This window comes from Rhodoferax sp. AJA081-3 (genome assembly GCF_017798165.1).
Classification (GTDB): domain Bacteria; phylum Pseudomonadota; class Gammaproteobacteria; order Burkholderiales; family Burkholderiaceae_C; genus Allorhodoferax.
This window is the reverse complement of sequence record NZ_CP059068.1, coordinates 846,442-871,423: the sequence shown is the minus strand read 5'-3', so window position 1 is coordinate 871,423 and position 24,982 is coordinate 846,442. Positions and strand designations below refer to the sequence as shown.

At 59.7% G+C, this 24,982-nt stretch carries 27 protein-coding genes; 6 read left to right on the top strand and 21 right to left on the bottom strand.

Annotation, left to right across the window (positions count from 1 at the left end):
- Positions 1-28: 28 nt before the first annotated feature.
- The gene (locus tag HZ993_RS04070) at positions 29-838 is read right to left on the bottom strand and encodes an HDOD domain-containing protein (RefSeq protein WP_209395996.1); all 810 of its coding nucleotides are present in this window, start codon (positions 836-838) and stop codon (positions 29-31) included.
- A gap of 125 nt (positions 839-963) precedes the next feature.
- On the opposite strand from HZ993_RS04070, the gene HZ993_RS04065 reads away from it, so the two are divergent.
- Positions 964-1,617, top strand: a complete 654-nt coding sequence (locus HZ993_RS04065) for a DsbA family oxidoreductase (protein WP_209395995.1) — start codon at positions 964-966, stop codon at positions 1,615-1,617.
- A 9-nt stretch (positions 1,618-1,626) separates the two neighbouring features.
- Here the strand turns inward: HZ993_RS04065 and serB are convergent, their stop codons facing one another.
- The 7 genes from serB to mfd all read right to left on the bottom strand — a co-directional run bounded on the left by serB (position 1,627) and on the right by mfd (position 9,130).
- Positions 1,627-2,358: a phosphoserine phosphatase SerB gene (gene serB, locus HZ993_RS04060; RefSeq protein ID WP_209395994.1), complete on the bottom strand. Its 732-nt coding sequence runs from the start codon at positions 2,356-2,358 to the stop codon at positions 1,627-1,629.
- Between the two features lie 69 nt (positions 2,359-2,427).
- Complete coding sequence (locus tag HZ993_RS04055; protein ID WP_209395993.1) at positions 2,428-2,847, bottom strand: PIN domain-containing protein; 420 nt, start codon at positions 2,845-2,847, stop codon at positions 2,428-2,430.
- Complete coding sequence (locus tag HZ993_RS04050; protein WP_209395992.1) at positions 2,844-3,176, bottom strand: antitoxin; 333 nt, start codon at positions 3,174-3,176, stop codon at positions 2,844-2,846. Before HZ993_RS04050 ends, HZ993_RS04055 begins: the two co-directional genes overlap by 4 nt.
- Positions 3,177-3,243: 67 nt before the next feature.
- Positions 3,244-3,642 (bottom strand): type II toxin-antitoxin system VapC family toxin, encoded by a 399-nt coding sequence (locus HZ993_RS04045; RefSeq protein ID WP_209395991.1) that lies wholly within the window; start codon positions 3,640-3,642, stop codon positions 3,244-3,246.
- An 18-nt stretch (positions 3,643-3,660) separates the two neighbouring features.
- Positions 3,661-3,915 (bottom strand): hypothetical protein, encoded by a 255-nt coding sequence (locus HZ993_RS04040; protein WP_209395990.1) that lies wholly within the window; start codon positions 3,913-3,915, stop codon positions 3,661-3,663.
- Between the two features lie 252 nt (positions 3,916-4,167).
- Positions 4,168-5,415: an ATP-binding protein gene (locus HZ993_RS04035; protein ID WP_209395989.1), complete on the bottom strand. Its 1,248-nt coding sequence runs from the start codon at positions 5,413-5,415 to the stop codon at positions 4,168-4,170.
- A gap of 166 nt (positions 5,416-5,581) precedes the next feature.
- Positions 5,582-9,130 carry a transcription-repair coupling factor gene (gene mfd / locus HZ993_RS04030; RefSeq protein ID WP_209395988.1) on the bottom strand — a complete coding sequence of 1,183 codons (3,549 nt, stop codon included), beginning with the start codon at positions 9,128-9,130 and terminating at the stop codon, positions 5,582-5,584.
- Positions 9,131-9,264: 134 nt separating this feature from the next.
- Between mfd and ispD the strand changes: the two genes are divergently transcribed.
- Positions 9,265-9,984 carry a 2-C-methyl-D-erythritol 4-phosphate cytidylyltransferase gene (gene ispD, locus HZ993_RS04025; protein ID WP_209395987.1) on the top strand — a complete coding sequence of 240 codons (720 nt, stop codon included), beginning with the start codon at positions 9,265-9,267 and terminating at the stop codon, positions 9,982-9,984.
- 1 nt (position 9,985) lies between these two features.
- Here the strand turns inward: ispD and HZ993_RS04020 are convergent, their stop codons facing one another.
- Positions 9,986-10,549, bottom strand: coding sequence for a hypothetical protein (locus tag HZ993_RS04020; RefSeq protein ID WP_209395986.1), 564 nt, complete (start codon positions 10,547-10,549; stop codon positions 9,986-9,988).
- Between the two features lie 90 nt (positions 10,550-10,639).
- Here HZ993_RS04020 and ispF point away from each other — a divergent pair, with 90 nt between their 5' ends.
- Together ispF and HZ993_RS04010 are read left to right on the top strand one after the other, a co-directional pair.
- Positions 10,640-11,119: a 2-C-methyl-D-erythritol 2,4-cyclodiphosphate synthase gene (ispF, locus tag HZ993_RS04015; RefSeq protein WP_209395985.1), complete on the top strand. Its 480-nt coding sequence runs from the start codon at positions 10,640-10,642 to the stop codon at positions 11,117-11,119.
- Position 11,120: 1 nt separating this feature from the next.
- Complete coding sequence (locus HZ993_RS04010; RefSeq protein WP_209398254.1) at positions 11,121-13,163, top strand: NADPH-dependent 2,4-dienoyl-CoA reductase; 2,043 nt, start codon at positions 11,121-11,123, stop codon at positions 13,161-13,163.
- Positions 13,164-13,166: 3 nt separating this feature from the next.
- On the opposite strand, the gene HZ993_RS04005 is transcribed toward HZ993_RS04010, so the two are convergent.
- Together HZ993_RS04005 and ompR are read right to left on the bottom strand one after the other, a co-directional pair.
- Positions 13,167-14,525, bottom strand: coding sequence for a sensor histidine kinase (locus tag HZ993_RS04005; RefSeq protein WP_245213950.1), 1,359 nt, complete (start codon positions 14,523-14,525; stop codon positions 13,167-13,169).
- A gap of 35 nt (positions 14,526-14,560) precedes the next feature.
- Positions 14,561-15,292 (bottom strand): two-component system response regulator OmpR, encoded by a 732-nt coding sequence (ompR, locus tag HZ993_RS04000; RefSeq protein WP_209395983.1) that lies wholly within the window; start codon positions 15,290-15,292, stop codon positions 14,561-14,563.
- A 170-nt stretch (positions 15,293-15,462) separates the two neighbouring features.
- Here ompR and HZ993_RS03995 point away from each other — a divergent pair, with 170 nt between their 5' ends.
- The gene (locus tag HZ993_RS03995; RefSeq protein WP_209395982.1) at positions 15,463-15,732 is read left to right on the top strand and encodes a hypothetical protein; all 270 of its coding nucleotides are present in this window, start codon (positions 15,463-15,465) and stop codon (positions 15,730-15,732) included.
- Between the two features lie 113 nt (positions 15,733-15,845).
- Entirely contained in the window at positions 15,846-18,302 is a 2,457-nt protein-coding gene (locus tag HZ993_RS03990; protein WP_209395981.1) for an HDOD domain-containing protein, read from the top strand.
- Positions 18,303-18,358: 56 nt separating this feature from the next.
- On the opposite strand, the gene HZ993_RS03985 is transcribed toward HZ993_RS03990, so the two are convergent.
- The 10 genes from HZ993_RS03985 to HZ993_RS03940 all read right to left on the bottom strand — a co-directional run bounded on the left by HZ993_RS03985 (position 18,359) and on the right by HZ993_RS03940 (position 24,962).
- Positions 18,359-18,919: a hypothetical protein gene (locus tag HZ993_RS03985; protein WP_209395980.1), complete on the bottom strand. Its 561-nt coding sequence runs from the start codon at positions 18,917-18,919 to the stop codon at positions 18,359-18,361.
- Between the two features lie 191 nt (positions 18,920-19,110).
- The gene (locus tag HZ993_RS03980; RefSeq protein WP_209395979.1) at positions 19,111-19,680 is read right to left on the bottom strand and encodes a hypothetical protein; all 570 of its coding nucleotides are present in this window, start codon (positions 19,678-19,680) and stop codon (positions 19,111-19,113) included.
- Between the two features lie 42 nt (positions 19,681-19,722).
- Entirely contained in the window at positions 19,723-20,310 is a 588-nt protein-coding gene (locus HZ993_RS03975; RefSeq protein ID WP_209395978.1) for a thymidine kinase, read from the bottom strand.
- Positions 20,277-21,245 (bottom strand): phosphatase PAP2 family protein, encoded by a 969-nt coding sequence (locus tag HZ993_RS03970; protein ID WP_209395977.1) that lies wholly within the window; start codon positions 21,243-21,245, stop codon positions 20,277-20,279. Before HZ993_RS03970 ends, HZ993_RS03975 begins: the two co-directional genes overlap by 34 nt.
- 47 nt (positions 21,246-21,292) lie before the next feature.
- The gene (locus HZ993_RS03965; RefSeq protein WP_209395976.1) at positions 21,293-21,985 is read right to left on the bottom strand and encodes an EcsC family protein; all 693 of its coding nucleotides are present in this window, start codon (positions 21,983-21,985) and stop codon (positions 21,293-21,295) included.
- 2 nt (positions 21,986-21,987) lie between these two features.
- Entirely contained in the window at positions 21,988-22,533 is a 546-nt protein-coding gene (locus HZ993_RS03960) for an NUDIX hydrolase (protein WP_209395975.1), read from the bottom strand.
- A 20-nt stretch (positions 22,534-22,553) separates the two neighbouring features.
- On the bottom strand, positions 22,554-23,069 hold the full coding sequence (locus HZ993_RS03955; protein ID WP_209395974.1) for a superoxide dismutase family protein: 516 nt from the start codon (positions 23,067-23,069) through the stop codon (positions 22,554-22,556).
- A gap of 48 nt (positions 23,070-23,117) precedes the next feature.
- Entirely contained in the window at positions 23,118-23,933 is an 816-nt protein-coding gene (locus HZ993_RS03950) for a thioesterase family protein (RefSeq protein WP_209395973.1), read from the bottom strand.
- Positions 23,934-23,938: 5 nt separating this feature from the next.
- The gene (locus HZ993_RS03945) at positions 23,939-24,634 is read right to left on the bottom strand and encodes a fumarylacetoacetate hydrolase family protein (RefSeq protein WP_209395972.1); all 696 of its coding nucleotides are present in this window, start codon (positions 24,632-24,634) and stop codon (positions 23,939-23,941) included.
- 25 nt (positions 24,635-24,659) lie between these two features.
- A complete protein-coding gene (locus tag HZ993_RS03940; RefSeq protein ID WP_209395971.1) occupies positions 24,660-24,962 on the bottom strand; it encodes an antibiotic biosynthesis monooxygenase in 303 nt (100 codons plus the stop codon).
- Positions 24,963-24,982: the final 20 nt, after the last annotated feature.

Here is a 24,982-nt window from a genome sequence, read left to right as displayed (position 1 = left end):
GGGCCTATTGTCGGCCCTGGCGCTGGCATCAGGCCAGCAGCATGGAAATATCGCTGAAGGCCTCGGCGGTTGGCATCTGGGTTTGCAGTTTTTCCGCATCCAGGCCCAGATTCTGCACAACCGAGACCGGCAGGTCGGCCAGTAGCGGTGCTGATGTTGCCGACTGGTCGGCAATGAAGGCCGCCAAGTGCACCACGGCCGCCAGGCGGGTCGCCGAGGCGGTCAGTGGGCGCGCCGCGTACTCCAGTGCCATGGCCACGGTCTCGGGGAAATCCCATCGGCGTGCAATTTCTGCGGCAATCTGCCCTTCGTCAAAACCGGCCACACTACGCTCGCGCTTCCAGCGTTCTGCCGGTGCGCAAGGTTGTGCTTCGATCTGCGCCAGTGCATCCGGCATGCGCTGCGCGATGATGATTTCACCCAGCCGCAGCATCATGCCGGTCAGCCAGGCCTCTTGCTCGTCCAGAGCGCAATGGCCAGCCAGCCATTTGGCATAACCGGCACACACCATGCTTTGGCGCCAAAAATCAAGCCTGTCCAGTGCTGGAGGAAATTCAAAGCCCCTGGCCATGCAAATCGACAACGCGCGGGCCCGAATGTGCGCCATGCCAACCACACTGACCGCGCTGTCCAACGTATGCACGCTGCGCGACAGGCCAAACATGGCGCTATTGGCCATGCGCAGCAAGGTCGCGGTGAGCCCGGGGTCTTTGGCGATGATGGTTGTGACGGTGGCGACGTCGGCACTCTCGCTTTTGAGGGTGCGGATCAGGGCCTGCGCAACTTCCGGCATCACGGGGAGCGAGACGGACTGCAGGAAGCGCGCGGCGGTTGTCATGGTTCGTTTGATGATACCCGCGCAAGGGGTTTGTGCTGCCGGAAAAAAAGATTGGCTGACCTCTCTATCATGGGTGAAAACCCGCCCAGTGGCCCCAACTGGCGGTATTGACCCAAGGACCTTTCATGACCAAGACACTGAAAATTGATTTTGTATCCGACGTATCCTGCCCCTGGTGCGCGGTCGGCCTGGCCTCGCTGCAGACTGCGCTGGACCGCGTGGCACCCGATGTGAAGGTGGACATTACCTTCCAACCCTTTGAACTGAACCCCAAGATGGTGCCCGAAGGTGAAGACACGACCGAACACCTGCGCAACAAGTACGGATCTACACCCGAGCAGGCAGCCGCCATCCGCGAGACCATTCGTGCCCGCGGTGCCGAGCTGGGTTTTACCTTCAACCTGGACAAACGCTCGCGCATCTACAACACCTTTGACGCTCACCGCCTGTTGCACTGGGCGCATGAGGAAGGTGGTGGTCACCAGCTGGCGCTGAAGCAAGCCTTTTTGAAGGCCTATTTCACCGACGGCGAAGACCCCAGCAACCATGCGGTGTTGGTGCGGGTGGTGGGTGAGGTGGGCCTGGACACCGAGCGCGCCAAGGCCATCCTGGCCAGCGACACCTATACGGCCGAAGTGCGCGCCCAAGAGCAGTTTTACCTGCGCCAGGGCATCAACTCGGTGCCGGCCGTGGTCATCAATGACCGGCACCTCATTTCTGGCGGCCAACCCCCTGAGGTGTTTGAACAGGCGCTGCGGCAGATCGTGGCCACGGCGTAAGCCGTACGTCTAGCCCGGCTGCAGCACTTCGAGCAGACGGTCCAGGCCACCAGACTCGATCGACACCATGGCCTGCTCGCGCACTTTGGGCTTGGCGTGGTAGGCCACAGACAGGCCAGCGGCGCCCATCATTGGCAGGTCGTTGGCGCCATCGCCCATGGCGATGCACTGTTCGGGCTCTATCCCCAGTAGTGAGGCCACCTCCAGCAGCGTGCGGCGTTTCTCCGCCCCATCACAAATCTCGCCCCAGGCCTGGGTCACCAGGCCGCCGGTCAATGCGCCGCAGTTAGGGCCACCGCCCACTTCCAACCGGTTGGAGCGCGCAAAGTCAATGCCCAAGCGTTCCTTGACCCGGTCGGCAAAAAAGGTGAAACCGCCTGAGACCAGCAGCACCTTGAGCCCAGCCGCCTTGCACGCCGTGACCAGTTCGGCCGCGCCGGGGTTGAGCTGCAAGCGCTGCACATACACCGCCTCCAAGTCGGCCACGGTGACACCCTTGAGCAGCGCCACCCGCCGACGCAGGCTGGTCTGGAAGTCGGTAATTTCGCCCCGCATCGTGGCCTCGGTGATGGCCGCCACTTCGGCCTTGCGACCCACGGCGTCGGCAATTTCGTCGATGCACTCGATGTTGATCAGCGTGGAGTCCATGTCGAAGGCGATGAGCTTGAAGTCGGACAGCTTTTGGGTGCCGGGCGCAAAGTTGCGCAGGACCAGGCCGGGGGAGAGTTCTGTGGCTTGCATTGTGTAAAAAGTGCTATTGAATTGGGAGCTGCTTACGAAATCTGTACGGGGGCTGGAGGCCTATTTGCCTTAAGGCTTTGCCTGTAGCCAGTTTTCCAGCTTGAGGTCAGGAATGCGGGTAAAGGCCGCATCGGCACTGACCAGTGTGGCGTCGAGCGTGAGTGCGTGCGCAGCGATCAGCGTGTCATTGGCGTCCAAGCCTTGGCCTATCGACGTCACCGCGTTGCGCATGTTGGCGTAGGTTTGAGCCACTTCGGTGCCCAGCGGGAGAATGGTTAGCGTCGCCATGGTTCGCTCATAGGCAGCTTGCAAGCGCTCTTGCGGTCTGCGTGCCAAGCCGTACAGCAGTTCGCAGTCCACGATGACGCTTGTCTGAAATTGCGCCTCAGGCGTAGATTGGCTGATCGCAATGGCGCGGCGGGCGGCGGGGCCCTGCGGATTGCGCATCATGTCTGACACGATATTGGTGTCCAGCAAATACAGGCTCATAGGTCAATTTCGTCGAGCGGCGCCAAGTCCTCGCCAGCATCGGGGAACGGCTCATCGACGACAGACCAGTCCTTCATGCTGATAAGCGCTGCGGCCAAGGCTGCCGCTGTACCCCTCTTGGGTTTGTCTGGAACCAGCTCCAAAATCAGCCGGTTGCCTTCTCGGCGCATCACCGCGTCAGTGCCGGGTAACTCGAACTCCTTTGGGATGCGGACCGCCTGGTTTGCGCCATTCCTAAAGAGTTTTACGGTCCTAGCCCCCGAATTTTCTGGAAAGGGTGCTATTGTTTCCGAAGCATGGTGAGTGGAGTGGTGGTTTGAAGTGGACATGGTCAACCTCCTCAGGAGTGCAGGCTTGATTTTAGCCTATGCCTTGGCATATGCCTTGGACCGAGGGCTAATTGCCATACCAGTTTTCAACCCGCAAACCCGGCACCCGCTCGAATTCCCGGGTGTTGCGGGTGACCAGCGTGAGGTCGCGGGCCATTGCAGTAGCGGCAATCAGCAGGTCCGAATTTCCGATAGGCGTCCCCGCCGCATCCAATGTGTGTTTAATGACTGCCGCTGACTTTGCGCTGGCAGAGTCAAAGTTCAGTATCTGGTACGCACGCTGTACCGACTCCATGCCGCGGCGCTGCAACTCGGGTCGGGTGGACCGCAGTACGCCGTACTCCAGCTCGAACCACACCACGGCGGGCACAAACACTTGGTTGGCCGGAATACTTTTTAAGTGTGAAGCGACTTGACCCTCTTGCTTGAAGAAGTAGATGAGGGTGTTGGTGTCCAGGGCAAACACGTCAGGTGTTCCCAGGCACTACAGGGCTTCGCGCGGCAGGTCGGGCGTGTCACCCGCACGCAGCGATGGCGATAGCGGGAAGTTTTGCCAAGCGCTGGCTTGGGCGGCAATTTCTTCAAAAAACCCCAAGGGATAGCCGTTTGCGTCCAAGGCGGTGGTTTGCTCCTTGACCAGCTGTGATATCCACGCACTGAGCGACAGCTTGGCTGCAGCTGCGGAAGCCTTGGCTCTGGTGATTGCTTCTTCGTCCATGTAGATGGTGACTTGGGACATGGCAGTTCTCCAAATAATTACATGAACAATTATATAAGTGTCAGTAAATTAGGTGATCACGGTTGTCCAGCGGGGACGGAGTGGCTATTTCAGGACCCTTCAGCTAACAACAATCAGCGTCATACCCGCGTGTTTGGATGCGCCGATATCAACGGTCATGGTTTGGATGCAAATCGCATACGAGACAATCGCCGGGGCGAATTGACCGCGTGATTACAGGCGTCGCCCCTATTTGCTTTTGGCGAATCAAGCTTACTTTTTGTCCCTATTTCGCTTGCCGAAGAGACGTATCCACAATGCAAAGCCTCGTTGCTGGAGCCGATATTCACCAATTTTTGATGGGTTTTTCAGAATAATTTTTCGAGTCGTTAGAGCTTGCAACGCATTTGTAAGCGTCGAGTCATCGCCGGTGAAACTTTGGCGAATCTGCGCCTTTGTAATCCAAGAATTCATCTTTTCGGCCATGATCGACAAGACTTGCCGATACTCATCGGATTTGATTTTTTCGTTGAATGCACTCGCGTAATAGCTGTTGCCGATAGCGTCGATTGCTCCGCCTAGCTTGAATGCGGAATCAAAGACATCCTCAAGAGATATTTCACCATCTGTGTTGTGATCAAACGCAGAATACGCAAACTGTTGTATGAAATGTGGGTATCCCTCGGAAAGGGCAGCTATTTGATCTTTTGCCGCGTCGGATATTGTTGTTTGTTCAACATTCAATTTATTCCCAGCTTCAAGTCCTTTGTCAATGACATATATTCTGTCCGCCAGGCTGAGTTCCGTTATTTTTAGTGGCGTGAAAATGCGAACAGATGACTCGTGAGAGATTGACAGTTTTTCGGGGGTGTCTGGTAGACCTGCGACCACAAACATTACATTGTCACATCCTTGTCGTTGCAGGGCCTCTGTGACTGTCTTAAAAAAGTAACCTATTCGAAGCAAAGGCGTCGCATTGTCACACTCGTCGAACAAAAAGAGGATTCCATCTTTTTTATTTTCCCCTCGCTCCGGTTTGACAATTCGCTTGCACGTTTCGGCAAGACTATATGAGAACTGGTCAAGTTGCAGCTCAACTTCAGAATCTACTTCTGCTGCACTGACGCCAGAGTCCATAACTTTAATTCTTTGTATAAATGACCAAGTATTCGCCACAAAGGATCGGATGCTCTCGACTTTGCCAATTTCGCGCGAAATATTGCGTTCTATTAACTTCAATAAAGTGCCAATGTCTAGTTTGTCTGATACTGGTATATGAATTGACAAAAAATCAAAATTTTCATACTCGGGACTTTTAATGTTTCCGACGGCCACCGCCTTTAGAAATAATAAGAGTGAGGATTTTCCAATGCCCCTGTCGCCAGTCATCAGAATGGTTGCTGGTTGCCCCAGCTTGGTTTGGTAAAGGCCTTTTTCCAGCGCAACAACTTCATTTATGCGACCTGCAAACATTGCAGTTGGAACGGGGCTGTTCGGTTTGAACGGATTTATCTTCGTCATGTGAGTTGTGTTGTGTGCTCGAAGGGGATACTGAGAATCGACAATTTCAGTCAATCACTGTTGATGTTGTCCTATCGTACGCGTCTGCTTCGTTGTTGGTCGGTTTTTTCGATCCAAACTCTGCCTCCCACGCCATAGATGGGCGAAGCAAACTGCGATTGCCCAGTTACTTTGCAACCGCAGCAGTAGCCACCGCCTCCGCCTCCACCACCGGCTGCCCCAACGACTTCAAAATATCCCGCACCATCTGCGCCCGGTCTTTGGCTTCAGGCAACTCTCGCTCGATACGCAGCTTCTCATTCCCCGCCAGCTTGATGTGTTTGTTCTTCTGGATCAGATGGATGATCTTCATCGGGTCGATTGGCGGGTTTTTCTGGAACGTGATGCTGATGATGCCGGGCGCGGCGTCTACCTTCAGCACGCCGTAGGGCTTGGCCAGCACGCGCAGGCGGTGCACGTCGATCAAGGTCTGGGCTTGCGGTGGCAGTTTGCCGAAGCGGTCCACGATTTCTTCCAGCAGAGTGTCCACCTGGTCGGCGGTTTTGGCGGTGGCCAGCTTTTTGTAGAACGATAGGCGCAGGTGTACATCGCCGCAGTAGTCGTCGGGCAACAGCGCTGGGGCGTGCAGATTGATGTCGGTGGTGACATTCAGCGGGCTCAGCAGGTCGGGCTCGATGCCGGCCTTCAGGCAGCGCACGGCCTCGCTCAGCATCTCGTTGTAGAGCTGAAATCCCACTTCCAGCATGTTGCCGCTCTGGTTTTCGCCCAGCACCTCGCCAGCACCGCGAATCTCCAGGTCGTGCATGGCCAAATAGAAACCACTGCCCAGCTCTTCCATGGCCTGAATGGCGTCCAGGCGCTGGGTGGCTTGTTTGGTCAGGCCTTCAATATCGGGCACCATCAGATACGCATAGGCTTGGTGATGGCTACGGCCCACGCGGCCGCGCAGCTGGTGCAACTGCGCCAGGCCGAACTTGTCGGCGCGGCTCATCACAATCGTGTTGGCGGTGGGCACGTCGATGCCGGTCTCGATGATGGTGGAGCACAACAACAGGTTGTAGCGTTGGGCGATGAAGTCGCGCATCACGCGCTCCAGCTCGCGCTCCGGCATCTGGCCGTGGGCGACGGCGATGCGGGCCTCGGGCAGCAGCTCTTCCAGCTTGGCGCGGCGGTTTTCTATGGTCTCCACCTCGTTGTGCAAGAAGTAGATCTGGCCGCCGCGTTTCAGTTCGCGCAACACCGCCTCGCGGATCACACCGTTGCCTTCAGTGCGCACAAAGGTCTTGATGGCCAGGCGGCGCTGCGGCGCGGTGGCAATCACGCTTAAATCGCGCAGGCCTTCCAGCGCCATGCCCATGGTGCGGGGAATGGGCGTGGCGGTCAGCGTCAACACATCGACCTCGGCGCGCAGCGCCTTCATCTGCTCCTTGTGGCGCACGCCAAAGCGGTGCTCCTCGTCGATGATCAAGAGGCCCAGGTTCTTGAAGTGCGTGTCTTGCGACAGCAGCTTGTGCGTGCCCACCACAATGTCCACCGTGCCATCGGCCACGCCCTTCAGCGCCAGGTTGGTCTCTTTGGTAGAGCGAAAGCGGCTCATCTCCGCCACCTTGACCGGCCATTTGGAGAAACGGTCGGAGATGGTCTGGAAATGCTGCTCGGCCAACAGCGTGGTCGGCGCAAGAATCGCCACCTGCTTGCCGCCGGTCACAGCGATGAACGCGGCGCGCAGCGCCACCTCGGTCTTGCCAAAACCCACGTCGCCGCAGACCAGGCGGTCCATGGGGCGGGGGCTGACCATGTCCTGGATCACGCAGTGGATGGCGGCCTTCTGGTCGGCGGTTTCTTCAAAGCCAAAGTCGTTGGCAAAGGTCTCGTAGTCGTTGGCCGAGTAGCGGAAAGCGTGGCCTTCGCGTGCGGCGCGGCGGGCGTAGATGTTCAGCAACTCAGCGGCCGAGTCGCGCACTTGCTCGGCGGCGCGGCGCTTGGCTTTTTCCCACTGGCCGCTGCCCAGCTTGTGCAAGGGGGCTTCGTCGGCACTGACACCGGTGTAACGACTGATCAGTTGCAACTGGCTGACCGGCACATACAGCGTGGCTTTGTCGGCATATTCCAGGTGCAGAAACTCCTGCATCTCCGGCTCGCCGTTGGCCAGCTTGTTGCCCAGGTCCAGGTTGATCAGACCGCGGTAACGCCCGATGCCGTGGCTGGAGTGCACGACCGGGTCGCCCACGTTCAGTTCACTCAGGTCCTTGATCAGCGCTTCGACATCGCTGACCTGTTCCTGCTTTTTGCGGCGGCGGGTGGTGGGGGCGCTGGCGAAGAGCTCGGTCTCTGTCACCAGGTCAATGCCGTATTCCAGCCAGCTGAAACCTACGCTCAGCGCGGCGGTGGCGATGCCGAATTTCTCGTCGCTGGTCTGGAACTCCAGCAGGGAATCAAACGACGGCGGGTTGATGCCACTGGCGCGCAAGAAGTCCAACAAGCTTTCGCGGCGGCCATCACTCTCTGCCAACACCAGGATGCGGTGCTGGGTGTTGCGTGCGTGGGCCTTCAGGCGGGCCAGCGGGTCTTCGCTGCCGCGTTCGGCCGCCATGGGGGGCAGGGTGTCCAGCTCTGTATAGGGTGAGGCCGGTGCCTCATTGCCAATCTGGGCTGTAGCCCCCGTTAAATCTACAGGTTGCGCTGCGGATTTGATAGCAAGCTGCGCGTAGCCATTGGCCCGCGCATAAAACTGCTCAGTGCCCAGGAACAGGCTCTCGGGTGGCAGCGCGGGGCGCTCGGGGTCGCCCTGTACCAGGCGGTAGCGGTCCTTGGTGTCCTGCCAGAAGCGCTGGAAGGCTGGCTCCAGGTCGCCGTGCAGCACCACGGTGGCGTCCGGCCCCAGATAGTCAAAAACGGTGGCCGTTTCTTCAAAGAAGAGCGGCAGGTAGTACTCGATACCGGCCGTGGCCACGCCGGCGCCCATGTCCTTGTAGATACGGCTCTTGGTGGGGTCCCCCTCCAGCAGCTCGCGCCAGCGGCTGCGAAAACGCGCACGCGCGTCGTCGTCCATCGGGAACTCACGCCCGGGCAGCAGGCGCACTTCGGGCACCGGGTACAGGCTGCGCTGGCTGTCGGGGTCAAAGGTGCGGATGGAATCGATTTCGTCGTCAAACAGATCCACACGGAAAGGAACAAGTGATCCCATGGGGAACAGGTCGATCAGGCCGCCGCGCACCGCATATTCCCCGGGGCTGACCACCTGGGTCACATGGCTGTAGCCCGCCAGCGTGAGCTGGGCCTTGAGCTTGGCCTCGTTGAGCTTTTGCTTGACCTTGAATTCAAAGGTATAGCCGGCCAGAAAGCTGGGTGGCGCCAGGCGGTACAAGGCCGTGGTGGCGGGCACGATGACGACATCGGCGCCGGTGTCCTTGTCGCGCTGGCTGATGCGCCAAAGGGTCGCCAGCCGTTCGCTGATCAGGTCCTGATGCGGCGAGAAGGTGTCGTAGGGCAGGGTTTCCCAGTCGGGGAACAGCGCGCAGCGCAGCGTGGGGGCAAAGAAGCTGATCTCATCCAGCAGGCGTTGGGCGTCATTGGCATTGGCCGTGACCACGGTCATGGGCTTGCCTGCGGCCTTTTCGCGCTCGCCCAGGCGGGCCAGCAACATCGCGTCGGCAGAGCCAGCGGGGCGGGGCAGGGTGAAGCGTTTGCCGACCGTTAGTTTGGGTAAATCCATGGGGCTTTGGGGTGCGGGGCGGGCCGTGGAGGGCGCTGCAACCGCTGGGAAAGGGAAGAAAAAGGGGAACCGGTTGCGTCGATTTTAGAATGGCGCACCCGTCCTAGACCGCCAGCCCAACAAATACCTCTTCCATGACAGCTCCGGTCACCGCATCCCTTACCGCTCCCTCCGCCCGCCTATGGGCGCTGATCCCCTGTGCCGGCACCGGCTCCCGTGCTGGCTCCGACGGCCCCAAGCAGTACCAACCGGTGGCGGGCCAACCCATGGTGTTACACACGCTGTCCGCTTTCGCAGCGGTGTCACGCCTCAGCGGAGTCTTGGTCGTGGTGTCCAGTGGTGATACCTTCTTTGACAACCAGGGCGCTACTGTTTTGGTAGCGCCATGTGGAGGTTCCACGAGGGCTGGAAGCGTTTTTAACGGTTTGACTGCCTTGGTGGACCGCGGTGCAAACCCGGATGACTGGGTGCTAGTGCATGACGCGGCCCGTTGCCTGATAACCCCCGAGCAGATCAATACACTGATCGACGCCTGCCAGGGCGACGCAGTCGGTGGCCTGTTGGCGTTGAAGCTGCCCGACACGCTGAAGCGTGAAGTGGGTGGCAGGGTGGCCGAGACCGTGGAGCGCATCGACAAGTGGCTGGCCCAGACCCCGCAGATGTTTCGGATCGCGGAGCTGCAACAGGCCTTGCTGGTGGCGGGTGATGCCGTGACCGATGAAGCCAGCGCGCTGGAGTTTGTCGGCAAAGCACCGCTGTTGGTCGAGGGCAGTGCGCAAAACTTCAAGGTCACCTACCCGCAGGACTTTGCGCTGGCGCAAGCGGTGCTGCAGGCGCGGCTCCAGACGACTTAGACTATTTCTTGGGTGCTTTGGTAGCAGGTTCCGATGGCGTTGTTGGCAGACCCAAATGCCCTGCAATGGATTGCTCCAGCGCCTTGACCTTGGGCGTTACGCTGGCCTGCGTCTGTGCCACCAGTTTTTCGCCCAGGGACTTTTGAAACTCACCACCCATTTGTGCAAACTTTTTGTTGACGGGTGATTCGATGATGGCGATCAATTGTTTCAGTTCGTCTTCGGTGAACTTTTCATCCAGCAAGGCGCCAATGGTTGAGGGTCCCAGCTTGACGGCCTGTGCCCGCACGACGGGGCCCACTTCATCGATGTACTTTTTAAGGTCTGCCTGGATGCGTTTTGCAGCGGCCTCGCGCTTTTCGGGTGCCACGCGGGCCTGAAGGGCCAAGCCTGCCTGTTGCTGCATTTGGATGGCCGGGCGTTCCACGATGGCTTGTGCGGTCTGCTCAATTGCTGGCTGTTGTGCTGCCAATATGCGTGCGATCAGCTCTTGCTTGGTGGGGGTGGATTGGGCGTGGGTGATGCTGGTGAACGCGAACAGGGCCAAAAGGGTAAGTATTTTCATGGGGGGGTTTTAGGTGCGTGAGCTTAAAGCGTAAATGTAACGCCCATGGAATTCGGCTATTCTCGATTGGAACAAGTAAACAGGAAGACTATGCGATTGCGTATTGGAGAAGGTTGGGACATTCACGCCCTGGTGGAAGGCCGCAAGCTGATCTTGGGCGGTGTGGACATTCCCCACACCAAAGGCCTGCTGGGCCATTCGGATGCGGATGCGCTGCTGCACGCCATCACCGACGCGCTGCTGGGTGCGGCAGCCATGGGCGATATAGGCACACATTTTCCGGATACCGATGTGCGGTTCAAGGGCGCGGACTCCACCGTGTTGCTGGCCGAGGCTGCCCGTCGTGTGCGCGAAAAAGGCTTTGAGATTGGCAATGTGGACAGCACCGTCATTGCCCAGACCCCCAAGCTGGCACCGCATATTGCGGCCATGCGTGCGCGTATTGCGCAGGTGCTGGCCATCGACGTGGAGCAAGTCAACGTCAAGGCCAAAACCGCCGAAAAAATGGGGCCGGTCGGCGAAGGCCTGGCCATGGAGGCCCGTGCCATCGTACTGATTAACCATGTCTGATATGCCAACCACTGCACATCCCCACCTGCTGCAACCGCTTGACTTGGGCTTTACCACGCTGCGCAACCGCGTGATGATGGGCTCCATGCACACGGGGCTGGAGGACCGCTTCTACAACTACTCCAAACTGGCGGCCTATTTCCGTGAGCGGGCCAAGGGTGGGGTTGGCCTCATAGTCACCGGCGGCATTTCACCGAACCGCCAGGGTTGGCTGCTGCCTTTTGGCGGCACGCTGAATTCAGTCTTTGATGTGCGCAACCACCGCAAGGTGACCGACGCAGTGCACGAAGAGGGCGGCAAGATTTTGATGCAGATTCTGCACTCGGGTCGGTATGGCTACCAGCCCTTTGTAGTGTCGGCGTCCAGCATCAAATCCCCCATCTCCATGTTCAAACCCAAGGCTTTGACTGAGGGCGGCATCCAGTCCACCATCAAGGCCTATGTGCGCTGCGCCCAACTGGCGCAAAAGGCGGGTTACGACGGCGTGGAAATCATGGGCAGCGAAGGGTATTTGCTGAATCAGTTTTTGTGCACCCGCACCAACCAGCGTACCGACCGCTGGGGTGGCAACATTGAGAACCGCATGCGACTGCCGGTGGAGATCGTGCGCCAGGTGCGCGCGGCGGTCGGACCCAATTTCATTCTGATGTACCGCCACTCGGTGCTGGACTTGGTGGAGGGCGGCAACACCTGGCCCGAAGTGGTGCAAGTGGCCCAGGCACTGGAGGCGGCGGGTGTAAACCTGTTCAACACCGGCATCGGCTGGCACGAGGCGCGCACGCCCACCATCGTCACCTCGGTGCCTCGCGCGGCATTTGCCAGCGTGGCGGCACGCCTGAAGCAGGCCGTAAAGGTACCGGTCATCGCCAGCAACCGTATCAACATGCCGGATGAAGCCGAGGCACTGATTGCCAGTGGCAGTGTGGACATGGTGTCCATGGCGCGGCCGTTTCTGGCCGACTCCGACTGGGTCAACAAGGTCGCTGCCGGTCGGGTGGACGAAATCAATACCTGCATAGGCTGCAACCAGGCCTGCCTGGACCATACCTTTGCCAACAAGCGTGCCAGCTGCCTGGTCAACCCGCGGGCTGCGCACGAGACCGAGCTGGTCTACCGCAAGGCCGCCCGCAAGAAGAAGGTGGCGGTGGTGGGTGCGGGGCCTGCGGGCTTGTCTGCGGCTACGGTGGCAGCCGAGTGTGGCCACGACGTGACGCTATTCGACAGCAGCGACCGTGTCGGTGGTCAGTTCAACATCGCCATGCAGGTGCCGGGCAAGGAAGAGTTTGCGCAGACCCTGCGTTATTTTGCGCGGCGTCTGGATATAACGGGTGTCACCGTCAAACTCAACCAGCGTGTCAGCCGTGAAGAGTTGTTGGCCCAGGGCTTTGATGACATCGTGCTGGCTACGGGCATCGTGCCGCGCACACCGCGCATTCCGGGGGTGGAGCGGGCCAATGTGGTGTCCTACCTGGACGTGCTACAGCGCAAGGTGGTGCCCGGCAAGAGGGTGGCCATCATCGGCGCCGGTGGCATTGGTTTTGATGTGGGTGAGTTTTTGCTGCACGACCCGGCGGTGGCGCTGCCGCTGTCCATAGAACACTGGTGCCAGGAGTGGGGTGTTGACCTGCAAGCCCAGGCCCATGGTGGATTAGTGCCCGCTGCACCGGCCGAGCCGTATCGCGAGTTGTATTTGTTGCAACGCAAGACCACGCGTGTGGGGGCTGGCTTGGGCAAAACATCCGGCTGGGTGCACCGTGCGGTGTTGCAGCGCAATGGGGTCAAGATGCTGGCGGGTGTGGAGTACCGCCGTATTGACGACGCTGGTTTGCACATCACGGTCAATGGGGAGTCCCAGGTGCTGGAAATTGACCATGTGGTCTTGTGCGCCGGTCAGGAATCCTTGACCGAGCTGATGCCCCCAGCCGATACACCGGTGGTGCCCGGTGCGCCACGTTTCCACAAGATCGGTGGCGCTGCACTGGCTAGCGAACTGGATGCCAAGCGCGCGATCCGCGAGGGTGCCACCCTCGCGGCTAGCCTGTAGTTTTCAAGGGCTGCTGACGCGTTGCAGGCGAATATTGCAGGACAAACCGCCAGACGGTGCATTGCCCAGCGAAAACGCGCCGCCCATGCGCTGCACGGTTTTGTCAACGATGGCCAGGCCCAGGCCGGCGCCGTTGGCCGCCGTACGGGCGGCTTCTCCGCGGTAAAACGGTTGGGTGAGGTTGGTGAGCTGCTCGGTGGCCACACCCACACCGTGGTCGCGAATCTTGATCAGCACCCACTTGTCCCGCGAGATGGCTGCCAGGTGGATGCGGGCAATGCCGGTATCGACGGATTTGCCATAACGGCGTGCGTTTTCCAGCAGATTGGAGAGGATGCGGCCTAGCTCCACTTCATCGGCCAGCACCAGCAGGTTGTCTTCCAGCTGCACTTTGATCTTGACGTCGGTCTGCTTTTTGTAGGAGTAGGTGCAGGCCTCCACCACGTCGGCCAAGACCACGGGGGCCAGTTTGGTTCGTTCTGGCCGTGCATAGTCCAAGAACTTGCCGATGATGGCGTCCAATTGGGCGATGTCGGCTGACATATGGGCCCGGGCGTCCAGGTCGGTCACGCTCATTTCGGTTTCCAGGCGCAGGCGGGCCAGTGGGGTGCGCAGGTCGTGTGAAATGCCAGCCAGCATCACCGCGCGGTCCTGCTCGATCTTGGCCAGGCGCTGGGCCATGCGGTTGAAGCCGATGTTCACCTCGCGGATCTCGCCGGTCTGCACGTTTTCGTCCAGCCGACTGGCCTCAAAGTCGCCTTCGCGTACCCGGCTGGCGGCGAAAGACAGTTGTTTTAACGGCCGGTTGATCAACCGGGCTATCAATGCGGCCCCCACCAGCGACAAGGCGGTAGCCACTGCCAGCCATACGCCCCAGGTTTTGCCCTCCGCCGCGCGGAATCGGGCCTCATCCGTCAGCAGCCAGTAGTCGTCGCCATCAATCTTGAAGCCTATCCACAGGCCAGATTGGCTATTGACGCTATTGGCCACCACCGTGCCCGCGCCCAGGCGTTTGGCCAGTTCACTGGCAACACGGCGGCTCAGGGCGTCACCATCAAACAGGGTGAATTTGTCGCTGGGTTCACGCGGCACGATGCGCAAACCCTCCTGGTCGCTCATGGTCTTGAGCAAGGCCACCCGTGCAATGGCATCGGAGTAGACCAGAGCCGCGCGGCTCAGGTTGACCTGTGATGCCAGTTCTTGCGCCGTACCTACGGCATGGCTTTCAAACTCCAGCGAATGCAGGGTTTGCAACCAAGCCAGCATGCTGCCCAGCAGCAGCAATGCGATCAGGAAAAAGGTGCGCCAGAACAGGTTGAGGCCAACCGGCGAGGACTCGTACTCGGAGTCGTCCTGCGACACCGTTTGAGTCTGCTGCGTGGCGGGAAATTCCAAGCTCAGGCCGCTTCGTCCGGCACAAAGACATACCCCACACCCCATACCGTCTGGATGAAGTGGGGCGAGGCAGGGTCCTTCTCTATCAGTTTGCGCAAACGTGAAACCTGCACATCCAGGCTGCGGTCAAACGGTTCAAACTCACGGCCGCGCGAGAGCTGGGCCAGCTTTTCACGCGACAGGGGTACGCGCGGGTGGCGCACCAGCGCCTTGAGCATGGCAAATTCGCCGGTGGTCAGGGTCAGTTCTTTGCCCTCCTTGTGCAGGGTGCGGGCTGCCAGGTCAAAGGTAAACACACCAAAACGTGCGACTTCGTTCTCGGTAGACGGGGCGCCCGGCACTTCGGGGGTGGGTCTGCGGCGCAGGACGGCATGGATGCGGGCCAGCAGTTCGCGCGGGTTAAAGGGCTTGCCCAGGTAGTCGTCCGCACCCACCTCCAGGCCCACAATGCGGTCTATATCTTCGCCCTTGGCGGTGAGCATGATGATGGGGGTGACGTCACCTGCAGCGCGCAATCGCCGGCAAATGGACAAGCCGTCTTCACCGGGCATCATCAGGTCCAGCACGATCAGGTCTGCGGTTTCGCGCAGCATGATGCGCGTGAGGGACTTGCCGTCTTCTGCCAGCAGCACGTCAAAACCTTCTTGTGCCAGGTAACGCCGGAGCAGGTCGCGTATGCGGGTGTCATCATCTACCACCAGGATCTTGTTGGGTCGGGTTGCCGTGTTCTGCATAGGGGGGTGTGGAATTTGTAACAGCCGTGATTTTGCGCGGCTTCCGGGGCTTGGCTTTGCTTAATTTCGAGGCATTGACATAAAGTTACAAAAATCGGCAGACTGTTGCGGTGGATCGTCCAACAATGCAAAAAAAGCCCAATAAACCGACCACCGGACCCCATTCCACCATGTTTGCCCCCCGTGTTGTGTATGCCTTTCTGGCCATGGTGGCACACGGTGCCAATGCCCAACCGACGCCAGAGGCAGCGGAGCCAACAAGGGCTGAAACCCGCGAGCCCGCACGCGAGAGCGACACCCAACAACGCCGCGCCTTGCTGCGGGCGTCGCTCAAATCTCAACCCGATGTCGCCTTCGCCCGGGCAAACACAAGCCCTGTCCCACGCCAGATGAGTGACCGGGAACGGGCCGATTTGCGCCAGCAGTTGCGCCAGCAATAGCGGCAGAAAAGGGGGTATTTCACCCCCAGATACCAATGCTTGGCTGCGGGGTAGGGCGGTGTCATACTGTGGTTTGCAAATCACCTATTGCGCACCCTTCCAACAGCCAGAGCATGCCCACGCCCAACACATTTACAAACGGCCGCTCACCGCTGGCCACCGGCTCGTTGCGCGTATCCGACACGCTGGGGCGATTCGAACTGAGAAAAATTCTGGGCCAGGGCGCACAGTCCACGGTGTGGCTGGCCTTTGACCCCCGCATGGAGCGTGAGGTGGCCATCAAGGTCATGCGGCCGGGCAGCGGCTCCGACCCCCAGGCCCTGGTGCAGTGGCTGGATGAAGCGCGTAGCGTGGGGCGCGTCAAACACCCCAGCATTGTCCCGGTCTACGAGGCCGATATCCAGGACCACCAGCCCTACCTGGTGTTTGAATACATCGCCGGTAACACGCTGGACCAGATTCTCAAGCAACGCGGCGCCATCCCGCCGCAGGAGGCCGTAGCGTTGATGCGGGATGTGCTGGATGCGGTGGCGGTGGCCCATGCGGTCAACGTGGTGCACCGCGATCTGAAGCCTTCCAACGTGTTGGTGGATGGCACAGGGCGCGCCCGCGTGCTGGACTTTGGCATAGCGGCCCGTATACCGGACCGCAACAGCACCGATCCGGTTGTGGCAGGCGGGGGCACGGTGGGCTACCTGTCGCCCGAAGCCGCCAATGGTGGCGCGCCGTCCGCATCCATGGACATCTTTTCGGCGGGTGTGGTCCTGGCGGAGCTGTTGACCGGCAAGCCCCTGATTGACGAGCCAGACCCCTACCGCGCCATTTACCGCGTGGTGCACGAGCAGATGGTCTTGCCCGATGAGATGAATGCGGATGTGGACGACCGCCTGCGTGCCATTGTGTTGCGTGCGCTGGCGCGTGACCCGCGGCAACGCTTTCCCACGGCCCGGGCCTTCCAGGCCGAGCTGGAGCAATGGGCCAAACCGGCTGCCACAGCCAGTGGAGCCGGCAGCAATAGCACGCTGGACTTTCTGCTGCGGCGCATGCGCCATAAAAGCGACTTTCCGGCACTGTCGGACTCCGTGTTGCGCATCCAAAACATGGCCAACTCCGACACCGAAAGTGTCAACAGCGTCACCAATGAAATCCTCAAGGATGTGGCCCTGACCAACAAGCTGTTGCGCATGGTCAACAGTGCGCACTATGCACACCGCGGCAGCATCAACACCGTGTCGCGGGCGGTCAACCTGGTGGGCTTCAATGGCATTCGCAATATGGCGCTGAGCCTTGTTCTGCTGGAGCACATGCAAGACAAGGCCCATGCAAGCCAACTGAAGGAAGAGTTTTTGCGCTCGCTGATGGCAGGTTCCATTGGTGGTGAGTTGTGTCCAGGGGCGGGGGAGAGTGAAGAGGCGTTTATTGGTGCCATGTTCCAAAACCTGGGCCGCCTGCTGGTGCAGTTCTACTTTCCCGAAGAAGCCAGCCAGGTCCGCAAGATGGTGCAGTCCACCCGCGAACCCGTCAGCGAGAGTGCTGCCTCCTCCCAGGTACTGGGCCTCACCTTTGAGGAATTGGGTCTGGGTATTGCCAAGGCCTGGGGCTTGCCGCTGAGCATGCAGCGTTGCATGCGCAAACCCACGGGTGCGGTGCCATCCAAGGCGCCCTCGGATTACGACGAACGCATGCGCTGGATCGCCCTGGCCGCCAATGAAATTGCCGATGTTTTGTTGCACTCCGCCCCGAAAGATGTGGATGCCCGGGTACAGGCGGTCACCCGCAAATATGTATCGGCGCTGGGGGTAGGGTCCAAGGCGGTGCAGGCTGCCACCACCGCCGCGCGGCAAAAACTGATTGAGCTGGCCGCTGCGATGGAGATACGGGTCTCGCCCGGCTCTGCCGCGGCCAATCTGTTGTCCATGCCAACCCTGCCCAGTGGCAAGGACGACGAAGAGGGCGCAGCACAGGAGGCCGACAGTGGCCTGGCCGCCTTTGCGCTGCATGCGACCAATACCACCTTGCCCGATGGCAAGAGTTTTGCGGCGCCCAAGGATTCCTCGGTGACCGAGACCCTCACCGCCGGCATTCAAGACATCACCAACGCCATGGTGGAGGATTTCAAACTGACCGACGTGCTGCGCATGATCCTGGAAACCATGATACGTGCCCTGCATTTCGACCACATCATCTTCTGCATGCGTGATGCCAAGACCGAGACCATGACGGGACGATTTGGCTTGGGCCAAGGTGTGGAGGTGTTTGCCAAGGGGTTCAAAGTGCCTCTGAAGACGGCAACGCCCGATTTGTTTGCCGTGGTGTGCCAAAAAGGGACCGACACCATGATCAGTGACGCCACCGAGCCCCGACTCGCCCAGCGTCTGCCCGAGTGGTACCGAAAGGGGCTGAACGCCCACACTTTTCTGCTGTTGCCACTGATGATAAAGGGTGCCCCTTTTGGCCTGATTTATGCCGACAAGAAGAACCGGGGATCCCTGGAGTTGGATGAGAAGGAACTGGCCCTTTTGCGCACCCTGCGCAACCAGGCGGTGATGGCGTTTAAGCAATCCACCTAGCCAGCCTATTTAACATCAGTGGGTGTGCCTTAAACGGTGCTTGGACTTCGCCTCTATTAAGGTCGATCGGCCTGTTCTTCAAGCGTTGTCAACGTCGCCAGAGGCGTAGTGACAATTGCTTGCACTGTGTTGGACATTAAAGCAGCGGCAGCCTGTACGACAACGTTTGAGCCGTCAGCTGCCCACTTGGGATCCTCGCTTTGTTGAGTAGCTGGTCGACTTTGCTTCAGAAGTTGATCTTGCCCTTGGAAAGCGGACAGCGTGTCAGTCGTCGCTTGTGGGCTGTACGTGCTTTCAGATGCTGACGATTGCTGGCTAACGCGTGTTGAGTCGAGAGAAGCCTTCGGGTCCACACCGAGTTGGTTCGCCATTCGGCGCTGCAACAACAGTTGATCTGTTGTTTGAGACCCTTCAAGATCCAAAGACTGTGTACCACTGCCTGTGGTAGCAGCTCTTTCCCTATCGACAGAGCCAGTAAAACTGTTTGCCGCAATTTCGTTGGCTTGTACTTCAGCAAACGTTTTTGGCGCGCCCTGCTTGAATTCTCTCGCCCCTATTGCGAAGTTGCCTTTGACATCTCCGAGATGGGAGGTTGCGTTGCCGATGGTCATGCTCATGTTGTACCCCACTAAGGTCTATGCAATTGCAACGACGAGAATGCCGTTGTTCATCATAATGTTGCTCCATATTGGGTGTCTCAAATACAACAATAGCAGGGAGATTCCAGGGCAAATCTAAAGTTCAACAGGGCGCGTCATTCAAGGGGTTCTATTGAATCAAATGACGCAGAGGCTATCCCTCTATGAAATTACATGCAGACAGAGGACACGCTACTTCCGTTAGAGTATTTAATGCGACAAGCCTCGCCATCCCACAAAAATATGCGGGCGTTTGGATTTGTAGAAAAGCAATAGGCGAAGAATGTGCCACGGCCAGTACTTGCAACGCCATTCAACGTAGCGGATTCAAAACCGAATACTTTATATGTGGCTGTATCAGACAGACTGTAGGCAAACTGGCTCTGGTAAGAGTAAAGCGGGTTAGGGAACCACGTCCGCGCGCTCAGCGTATCGGCCGTGGCCCCCGAGTTCGATTGCACATGTCGAAAACTTGTGCTGCCGCTGTCCATTTTGAACAACACCTGGAAAACATCACAATCTATACCCCAGAACTCTTTGGATACCCGCTCTGTCACATTCATGTTGTAGACGTACATGGCATCTCGCTGGGCCAGAAAACCGCTCACATTACCGGCTTGTGCAAATGTGGAGACCATTAAAGTTCCGGCTACAAGACCATTCACCACTCTCGACATATCACTCCCCTTCAGTTGGTTGCTCACATAAAAATTAGTAACCCGTTGGGGCAAGATATTCAAGGAATGACTTTTCAAACAATCCAATGTAGCCAACCACAACTGTTACCTCATTTTACAACAGACGCCGGATTTATCGTCATAGAAGCAGCGTGCGCACACCTGCTGATAGCGCTCGTTGCCACCAATCTCCACCTGGGCACCGGCGTGTACGCGCTGGCCTTTGTCGTCGATGCGGATGTTCATCGTCGCCTTGCGGCCGCAGCCACAAATGGTCTTGATTTCTTCAATATCGTCGGCCAGGGTCAGCAATTGGGCCGAGCCGGGAAAGGCATTGCCCTGGAAGTCCGAGCGCAGGCCAAAGCAGATGACCGGCACGCCGCAAACATTGGCCACGCGGTGCAGCTGGCGTACTTGTTCAGGCGACAAAAATTGTGACTCGTCGATGAGCACACAGGCCAGAGCGTCTTCGCGCGACAGCAGGGTGAAGAAATCGGTGTGCTCGTCAAACACATCAGCCTGGCGTTGCAGGCCCAGCCGCGAGGCAATACAACCGGCGCCGCTGCGGTCGTCAATACCTGCGGTGAACAGGTGCACGCGTTGGCCCTGTTCTTCGTAGTTGTAGGCGATTTGCAGCAGCGCGGTGGATTTACCGGCGTTCATGGCCGAGTAGCGAAAAAAAAGTTTGGCCATGGATGCAGGTCAGCGGGACGCGGAGAGGGGTTTGTCGGGGGGGGGCCAGGGGCCGGGGTTGCAGATGGTAGCGCCAAACGCAGCCCCACAAAAACAGCCGGCATCAACACGGCCACACACAGGCCATTGGCCAAGCCTTTGACAAAGACCCAAACCATCGGGTCCAGCGGTACCACGGGGCCCAGCAGCTTGAGCAGCTTTTGTTCACCCATAAAAATGGCGGTGCCCACCAAGCCCATGGCCACCCGGCGCCAGAACTGGGGTGGTGCTGCAAAACGCAGATGGTTCTTGTCCCACTGCATGCCCAAGGTGGCGGCGATCAGGGAGCCGGCCACCAGCGGAATGTAGTCGGGCGCGGTGAAGCCGTTGGGCCAGGCCAGCAGGGCCGCACCGGTGACTGCGGCAATGGCTAGCACGCGCAATCCCACGGATTGCTCCCACGGCCAGTGGTCGCGGCGCAGGCGCTCAAACGCAAACAGGCTGGCACCGCCAAGTGCGGCCCCCACCAGCACATCTTCCAGGTCATGCACGCCAAGGTACATGCGGCTCAGCATCACGCCCAGCGCGATCAGAATGCACAGAACCCACAAGGAGGCACGGCGCACTTCCCACGCCAGCCACAGCCACATCACCACTGCCATCTGGGCATGGGCGCTGGGCAGGCCGTAGCTGGTGCCCACCAGATCGTCCAGGCGCAGGTCCAACGGTGGGCGCGGGTCTTGCACCAGGTCTTTGATATAGGCGTTGACCAGGGCGTTGATCGCCACCAGTACCAGCAGCCGGTAGAACAGGGCCTTGTTCCAGGTCCAGTAACCGATGGCGATGAAGAAGATGATGAAGGTGGTGTAGCCCAGCCACGAAAATCCCACGGCAAACTGCGTGAGTGCCGGGCTGCGCAGGGGTAGCACCCATTGCAGGTTGTGCAAGATATCCAAGGCAAATGCTCCTGTTTTTATAGCTACTCAATAAGATTTTACGGGGGCTATAGGCCTTTTTTGCTCGTTGCCTTGGTCTGGGGGGTGCTTGCAGTGGTCTTCTTCTCTTGCAGACCATCGTGGGTATGCACGTCCACATCCACCCAGACTTCGCCTTCGGCATCAACCACGGTTTCGCGCTCGAACAGCTCCACCGCCGTTTTGGCAACCTGCAGGGTGTCAAAGTAGGCATAGGCGCCGGCACCCACCGCACCCACCAGCGGCACAAAGCGCGAGGCCCCTTTGCTGATGACGGCTTTGGACACCTGTAAACCCAGTTGTTGTGCCACGGCCTGCAAGACCTTGAGCGAGGCTTTTTTGACCACAAAACGCTCACCCACCCGCACCACCACGTCGCGCAACACCTGGGCCGACATGTGGCGGAACAGGCAGTACAACATCTGCTCGCGCCCCAGGGTCTTGCTCTTGCCATACACGCTGGCAATATCAGACACCATTTGCGCCTGCAGTTTCCAGACTCCCACCAGCTCGGGCATCACCGTCAGCCATCCCAAGATGCCTGGTGGCAGGGCTAGCGAACCCGACACCACACTGGCCGTGCGGGCCGCCTTGCGCGCAATGGCATGGGCCCGCTCGGCCGGGTGGGCGCGCACGGGCTCGGTGCTGCCTGGCACCTGCAAGACCAGTTGCAACACGGCGTCGGTCAATGGGTTGTCTCTGGGGGCGGGCTTGGACGCCATGGCTACACAATGTCCATCTGGTGGAAGCCGTACTGGCCTTTTTTGCGGTCGGCAAAGTAGTGTTCCAGCGTTTCCTTGACCGTGCGAAAGGCGATCTCGTCCCAGGGAATTTCGTCCTCGGCAAACAGGCGCGCTTCAATCGTCTCGGTTCCCGGGTTGAATACGTCGCTAAGCAGACGGGCGCGGTAGAACAGGTGCACCTGGCCAACCCGCGACACGTTTAGCAACGTGAACAGGCCTTCCATCTCGATCTGTGCGCCGGCTTCTTCATCCGTCTCGCGCGCGGCGCCCTCGGCCGTGGTTTCGTTCAGCTCCATGAAGCCAGCCGGCAGCGTCCACTTGCCCCAGCGCGGCTCGATATTGCGTTTGCACAGCAGCACCTTGTCGCCCCAGTGGGGCACGGTGCCCACCACGTTCAGCGGGTTCTCGTAGTGCACGGTGCTGCAGGCTGGGCAAACCGCGCGTTCCTTGGTGTCGCCGTCATCCGGCAGGCGGTAGACCACGGCCGTGCCGCACTGTTTGCAATGTTTGATGGGGCTGCGCAGCATGGTTGTAGGAGAAAAGGGATTTAACCTTTGGTGATGACGGCACAGGCCACACGTGGGCCAGAATTGCCGGTGGGCTGGGTCTTGTAGTCGTCTGCATCGCGGTGAACGATCAGCCCGCGGCCCAATACATCGGTGGTGCCCGCGCCCACAGCGATGGTGGTTGATGTGTAGCTGAACCGTGCTACGCCGTTGGCGTCGGCTTTCAGGCTGGCCAAATCGCCGGCATGGTGGCTGCTGTGGCCATGCGCGCCATGGGCCTGTGCGTTCGGGTTGAAGTGGCCACCTGTGCCCATGCCGTCGCCGCTGGAGCAATCGCCTTTTTCGTGGATGTGAAAGCCGTGTTCCTTGTTGGGTGCCAGGCCGCGCACTTCGCCTGCGATCAATACCGCATTGCCTTGCTGGGTAAACGTGACCCTGCCACTCACCATATTGCCGGTTGTGGGGACCAGCTCCGCCGAGGCCGATGGCGCACTGGGTGTCGTGGTACAGGCCGAGGCCAGGAGCGCGGCAAGAACTGAAATGCTGAGTTTGATCATGTGAAATTCCGTTAAAAAGTAGTGGGACGTGTATTCGAATCGGTTGATTTATCGGGCCTTGACGGCCAGGCTTTGCGTGGAGCGGCCGATCAAACCCTGCGCATCGTACAACGCCGATTCGGCCAGGCCGCATCCGTTGTCGCCCAGCCAGGTGCGTGCGTCCAGGCACACCCACTCACCAACGGGCGGGCGCAGCAGGTGGACGGTGAGGTCGGAATTCACGAAGCTGTAGCGTTCATAGTCCAGCACGGCGCTGATGCCGTTGCCCGAGTCGGCCGCCACCGCCACACGCTGGTAGGCGCTGGGAGCATGGCCGTCCAGCAGCGGGTGGCGCAGGCAGAACCAGATGGCGCAGGGGCCGTCGAAGATGCGGCCCTGGGCGGTGCGGGTTTCGACCAGGTCGGAATAACCGACTCGTCTGCCCGCAAACGGGAAGTTGGCCACAGGTGAATCCTCGGGCGGTCGCGGTGCCATCGGCAGCGGGTGGCCGGGCAGGCCCTCAGGCAGTTCAAACGCGTTTTCGCGTTGGGCCAGGGCGGTGAACATGCCCACCTCTTTGCCATCGGCCAGCAACTGGGCCGAGAAGTGGCCCGCATTGCGCCCGACGTAGACCGGTGTGACCTGCACCTGCAGTTCTCCAATCGGCACGGGGCGTATCAGGTTGGCGGTGAGGCGGGCGATATGCGTCAAGCCATGGGCCTGGGCCGCGGCCTCAAACGCGCCACAGACCAGCGCAATGGGTGGACCGGCGTGCTGGTGGTCGGGGTGCCAGGGGCCGCGGGTCAGTTCGGTGGACTGGTAGCGGGTGGTGTCGCCCGCCTGCGGTGCGTAGGCAAAGGCGGGCAGGGCTGTGGTGCTGGACAAGGGTTTTACTCCACACGCACGCTAATGTTCTGCAGGCCGTCTATACCGCCCACCAACGTGTCGCCGCGCACCACGGCGCCCACGCCCTCGGGGGTGCCTGTGAAGATCAGGTCGCCGGCTTGCAGTGTCCACGCGGCGGAGAGTTGCTCAATGGTCTCGGCAATGTTCCAGATCAACTTGGCAATGTTGCTGCGCTGGCGGTCCTGGCCATTGACCTGCAGGTGGATGGCGGCGGTGCCAATACCGGGCACCTGGGCCGCGGGGGTGATGGGGCCGATGGGTGCCGAATGGTCAAAACCCTTGCCGATGCACCAGGGGCGGCCCTGCTTCTTCATGTCGTTTTGCAGGTCGCGCCGGGTCATGTCCAGGCCCACGGCGTAACCGTAGATGTGTTTGGATGCATCGGCCGCGTTGATGTTGGCTCCGCCCACCCCAATGGCGACCACCAGCTCGATTTCGTGGTGCAGGTTACTGGTCAGGCTGGGGTAGGGCATGGCCACCGTGTTGCCGGGTGTCGCCACCAACACGGCGTCGGCCGGTTTCATAAAGAAAAACGGCGCCTCACGCCCAGTGTGGCCCATCTCTTGGGCGTGTTCAACATAGTTGCGGCCCACGCAGTAGATGCGGTGCACGGGAAATAGGTCGCTGTGGCCGACCACGGGAATGCTGACCGTTGCCGGTGGAGTGAAGACGTAAGACATGGCGTGCGATGGCAAAGTTATGGGCTCAGACCGACTGGGTCACCAGTTCAAAGTGTTCCACCGTGGGTGGGCCGGCAAAAAACGGACCCACAATTGCGCGCCACTGGGTAAAGGCATCGGATTGTCTAAAGCCCACCGTGTGGTCTTCCAGCGTGTCCCACACAATTTGCAGCACATACCGTTCGGCGCTTTCAATGCCGCGGTTCACCGAGAAGCTGCGCGCCCCCTTGGCCTGGGAAATGACGGTGGCCAGGCCGCGCTGGATGGCCTCTTCAAAGGCGGCATTCTGGCCGGGGTGGATGCGGATGTCGGCGAGTTCGAGAATCATGGCGGGGCCTCGGAAGGTGT

What these genes read in the sequence shown, in the direction of transcription:
- HZ993_RS04070 (WP_209395996.1), bottom strand. Translation starts at nt 838, where the DNA reads ATGACAACCGCCGCGCGCTTCCTGCAGTCCGTCTCGCTCCCCGTGATG.
- HZ993_RS04065 (WP_209395995.1), top strand. Translation starts at nt 964, where the DNA reads ATGACCAAGACACTGAAAATTGATTTTGTATCCGACGTATCCTGCCCC.
- serB (WP_209395994.1), bottom strand. Translation starts at nt 2,358, where the DNA reads ATGCAAGCCACAGAACTCTCCCCCGGCCTGGTCCTGCGCAACTTTGCG.
- HZ993_RS04055 (WP_209395993.1), bottom strand. Translation starts at nt 2,847, where the DNA reads ATGAGCCTGTATTTGCTGGACACCAATATCGTGTCAGACATGATGCGC.
- HZ993_RS04050 (WP_209395992.1), bottom strand. Translation starts at nt 3,176, where the DNA reads ATGTCCACTTCAAACCACCACTCCACTCACCATGCTTCGGAAACAATA.
- HZ993_RS04040 (WP_209395990.1), bottom strand. Translation starts at nt 3,915, where the DNA reads ATGTCCCAAGTCACCATCTACATGGACGAAGAAGCAATCACCAGAGCC.
- HZ993_RS04035 (WP_209395989.1), bottom strand. Translation starts at nt 5,415, where the DNA reads ATGACGAAGATAAATCCGTTCAAACCGAACAGCCCCGTTCCAACTGCA.
- mfd (WP_209395988.1), bottom strand. Translation starts at nt 9,130, where the DNA reads ATGGATTTACCCAAACTAACGGTCGGCAAACGCTTCACCCTGCCCCGC.
- ispD (WP_209395987.1), top strand. Translation starts at nt 9,265, where the DNA reads ATGACAGCTCCGGTCACCGCATCCCTTACCGCTCCCTCCGCCCGCCTA.
- HZ993_RS04020 (WP_209395986.1), bottom strand. Translation starts at nt 10,549, where the DNA reads ATGAAAATACTTACCCTTTTGGCCCTGTTCGCGTTCACCAGCATCACC.
- ispF (WP_209395985.1), top strand. Translation starts at nt 10,640, where the DNA reads ATGCGATTGCGTATTGGAGAAGGTTGGGACATTCACGCCCTGGTGGAA.
- HZ993_RS04010 (WP_209398254.1), top strand. Translation starts at nt 11,121, where the DNA reads ATGCCAACCACTGCACATCCCCACCTGCTGCAACCGCTTGACTTGGGC.
- ompR (WP_209395983.1), bottom strand. Translation starts at nt 15,292, where the DNA reads ATGCAGAACACGGCAACCCGACCCAACAAGATCCTGGTGGTAGATGAT.
- HZ993_RS03995 (WP_209395982.1), top strand. Translation starts at nt 15,463, where the DNA reads ATGTTTGCCCCCCGTGTTGTGTATGCCTTTCTGGCCATGGTGGCACAC.
- HZ993_RS03990 (WP_209395981.1), top strand. Translation starts at nt 15,846, where the DNA reads ATGCCCACGCCCAACACATTTACAAACGGCCGCTCACCGCTGGCCACC.
- HZ993_RS03985 (WP_209395980.1), bottom strand. Translation starts at nt 18,919, where the DNA reads ATGAGCATGACCATCGGCAACGCAACCTCCCATCTCGGAGATGTCAAA.
- HZ993_RS03975 (WP_209395978.1), bottom strand. Translation starts at nt 20,310, where the DNA reads ATGGCCAAACTTTTTTTTCGCTACTCGGCCATGAACGCCGGTAAATCC.
- HZ993_RS03965 (WP_209395976.1), bottom strand. Translation starts at nt 21,985, where the DNA reads ATGGCGTCCAAGCCCGCCCCCAGAGACAACCCATTGACCGACGCCGTG.
- HZ993_RS03960 (WP_209395975.1), bottom strand. Translation starts at nt 22,533, where the DNA reads ATGCTGCGCAGCCCCATCAAACATTGCAAACAGTGCGGCACGGCCGTG.
- HZ993_RS03955 (WP_209395974.1), bottom strand. Translation starts at nt 23,069, where the DNA reads ATGATCAAACTCAGCATTTCAGTTCTTGCCGCGCTCCTGGCCTCGGCC.
- HZ993_RS03945 (WP_209395972.1), bottom strand. Translation starts at nt 24,634, where the DNA reads ATGTCTTACGTCTTCACTCCACCGGCAACGGTCAGCATTCCCGTGGTC.
- HZ993_RS03940 (WP_209395971.1), bottom strand. Translation starts at nt 24,962, where the DNA reads ATGATTCTCGAACTCGCCGACATCCGCATCCACCCCGGCCAGAATGCC.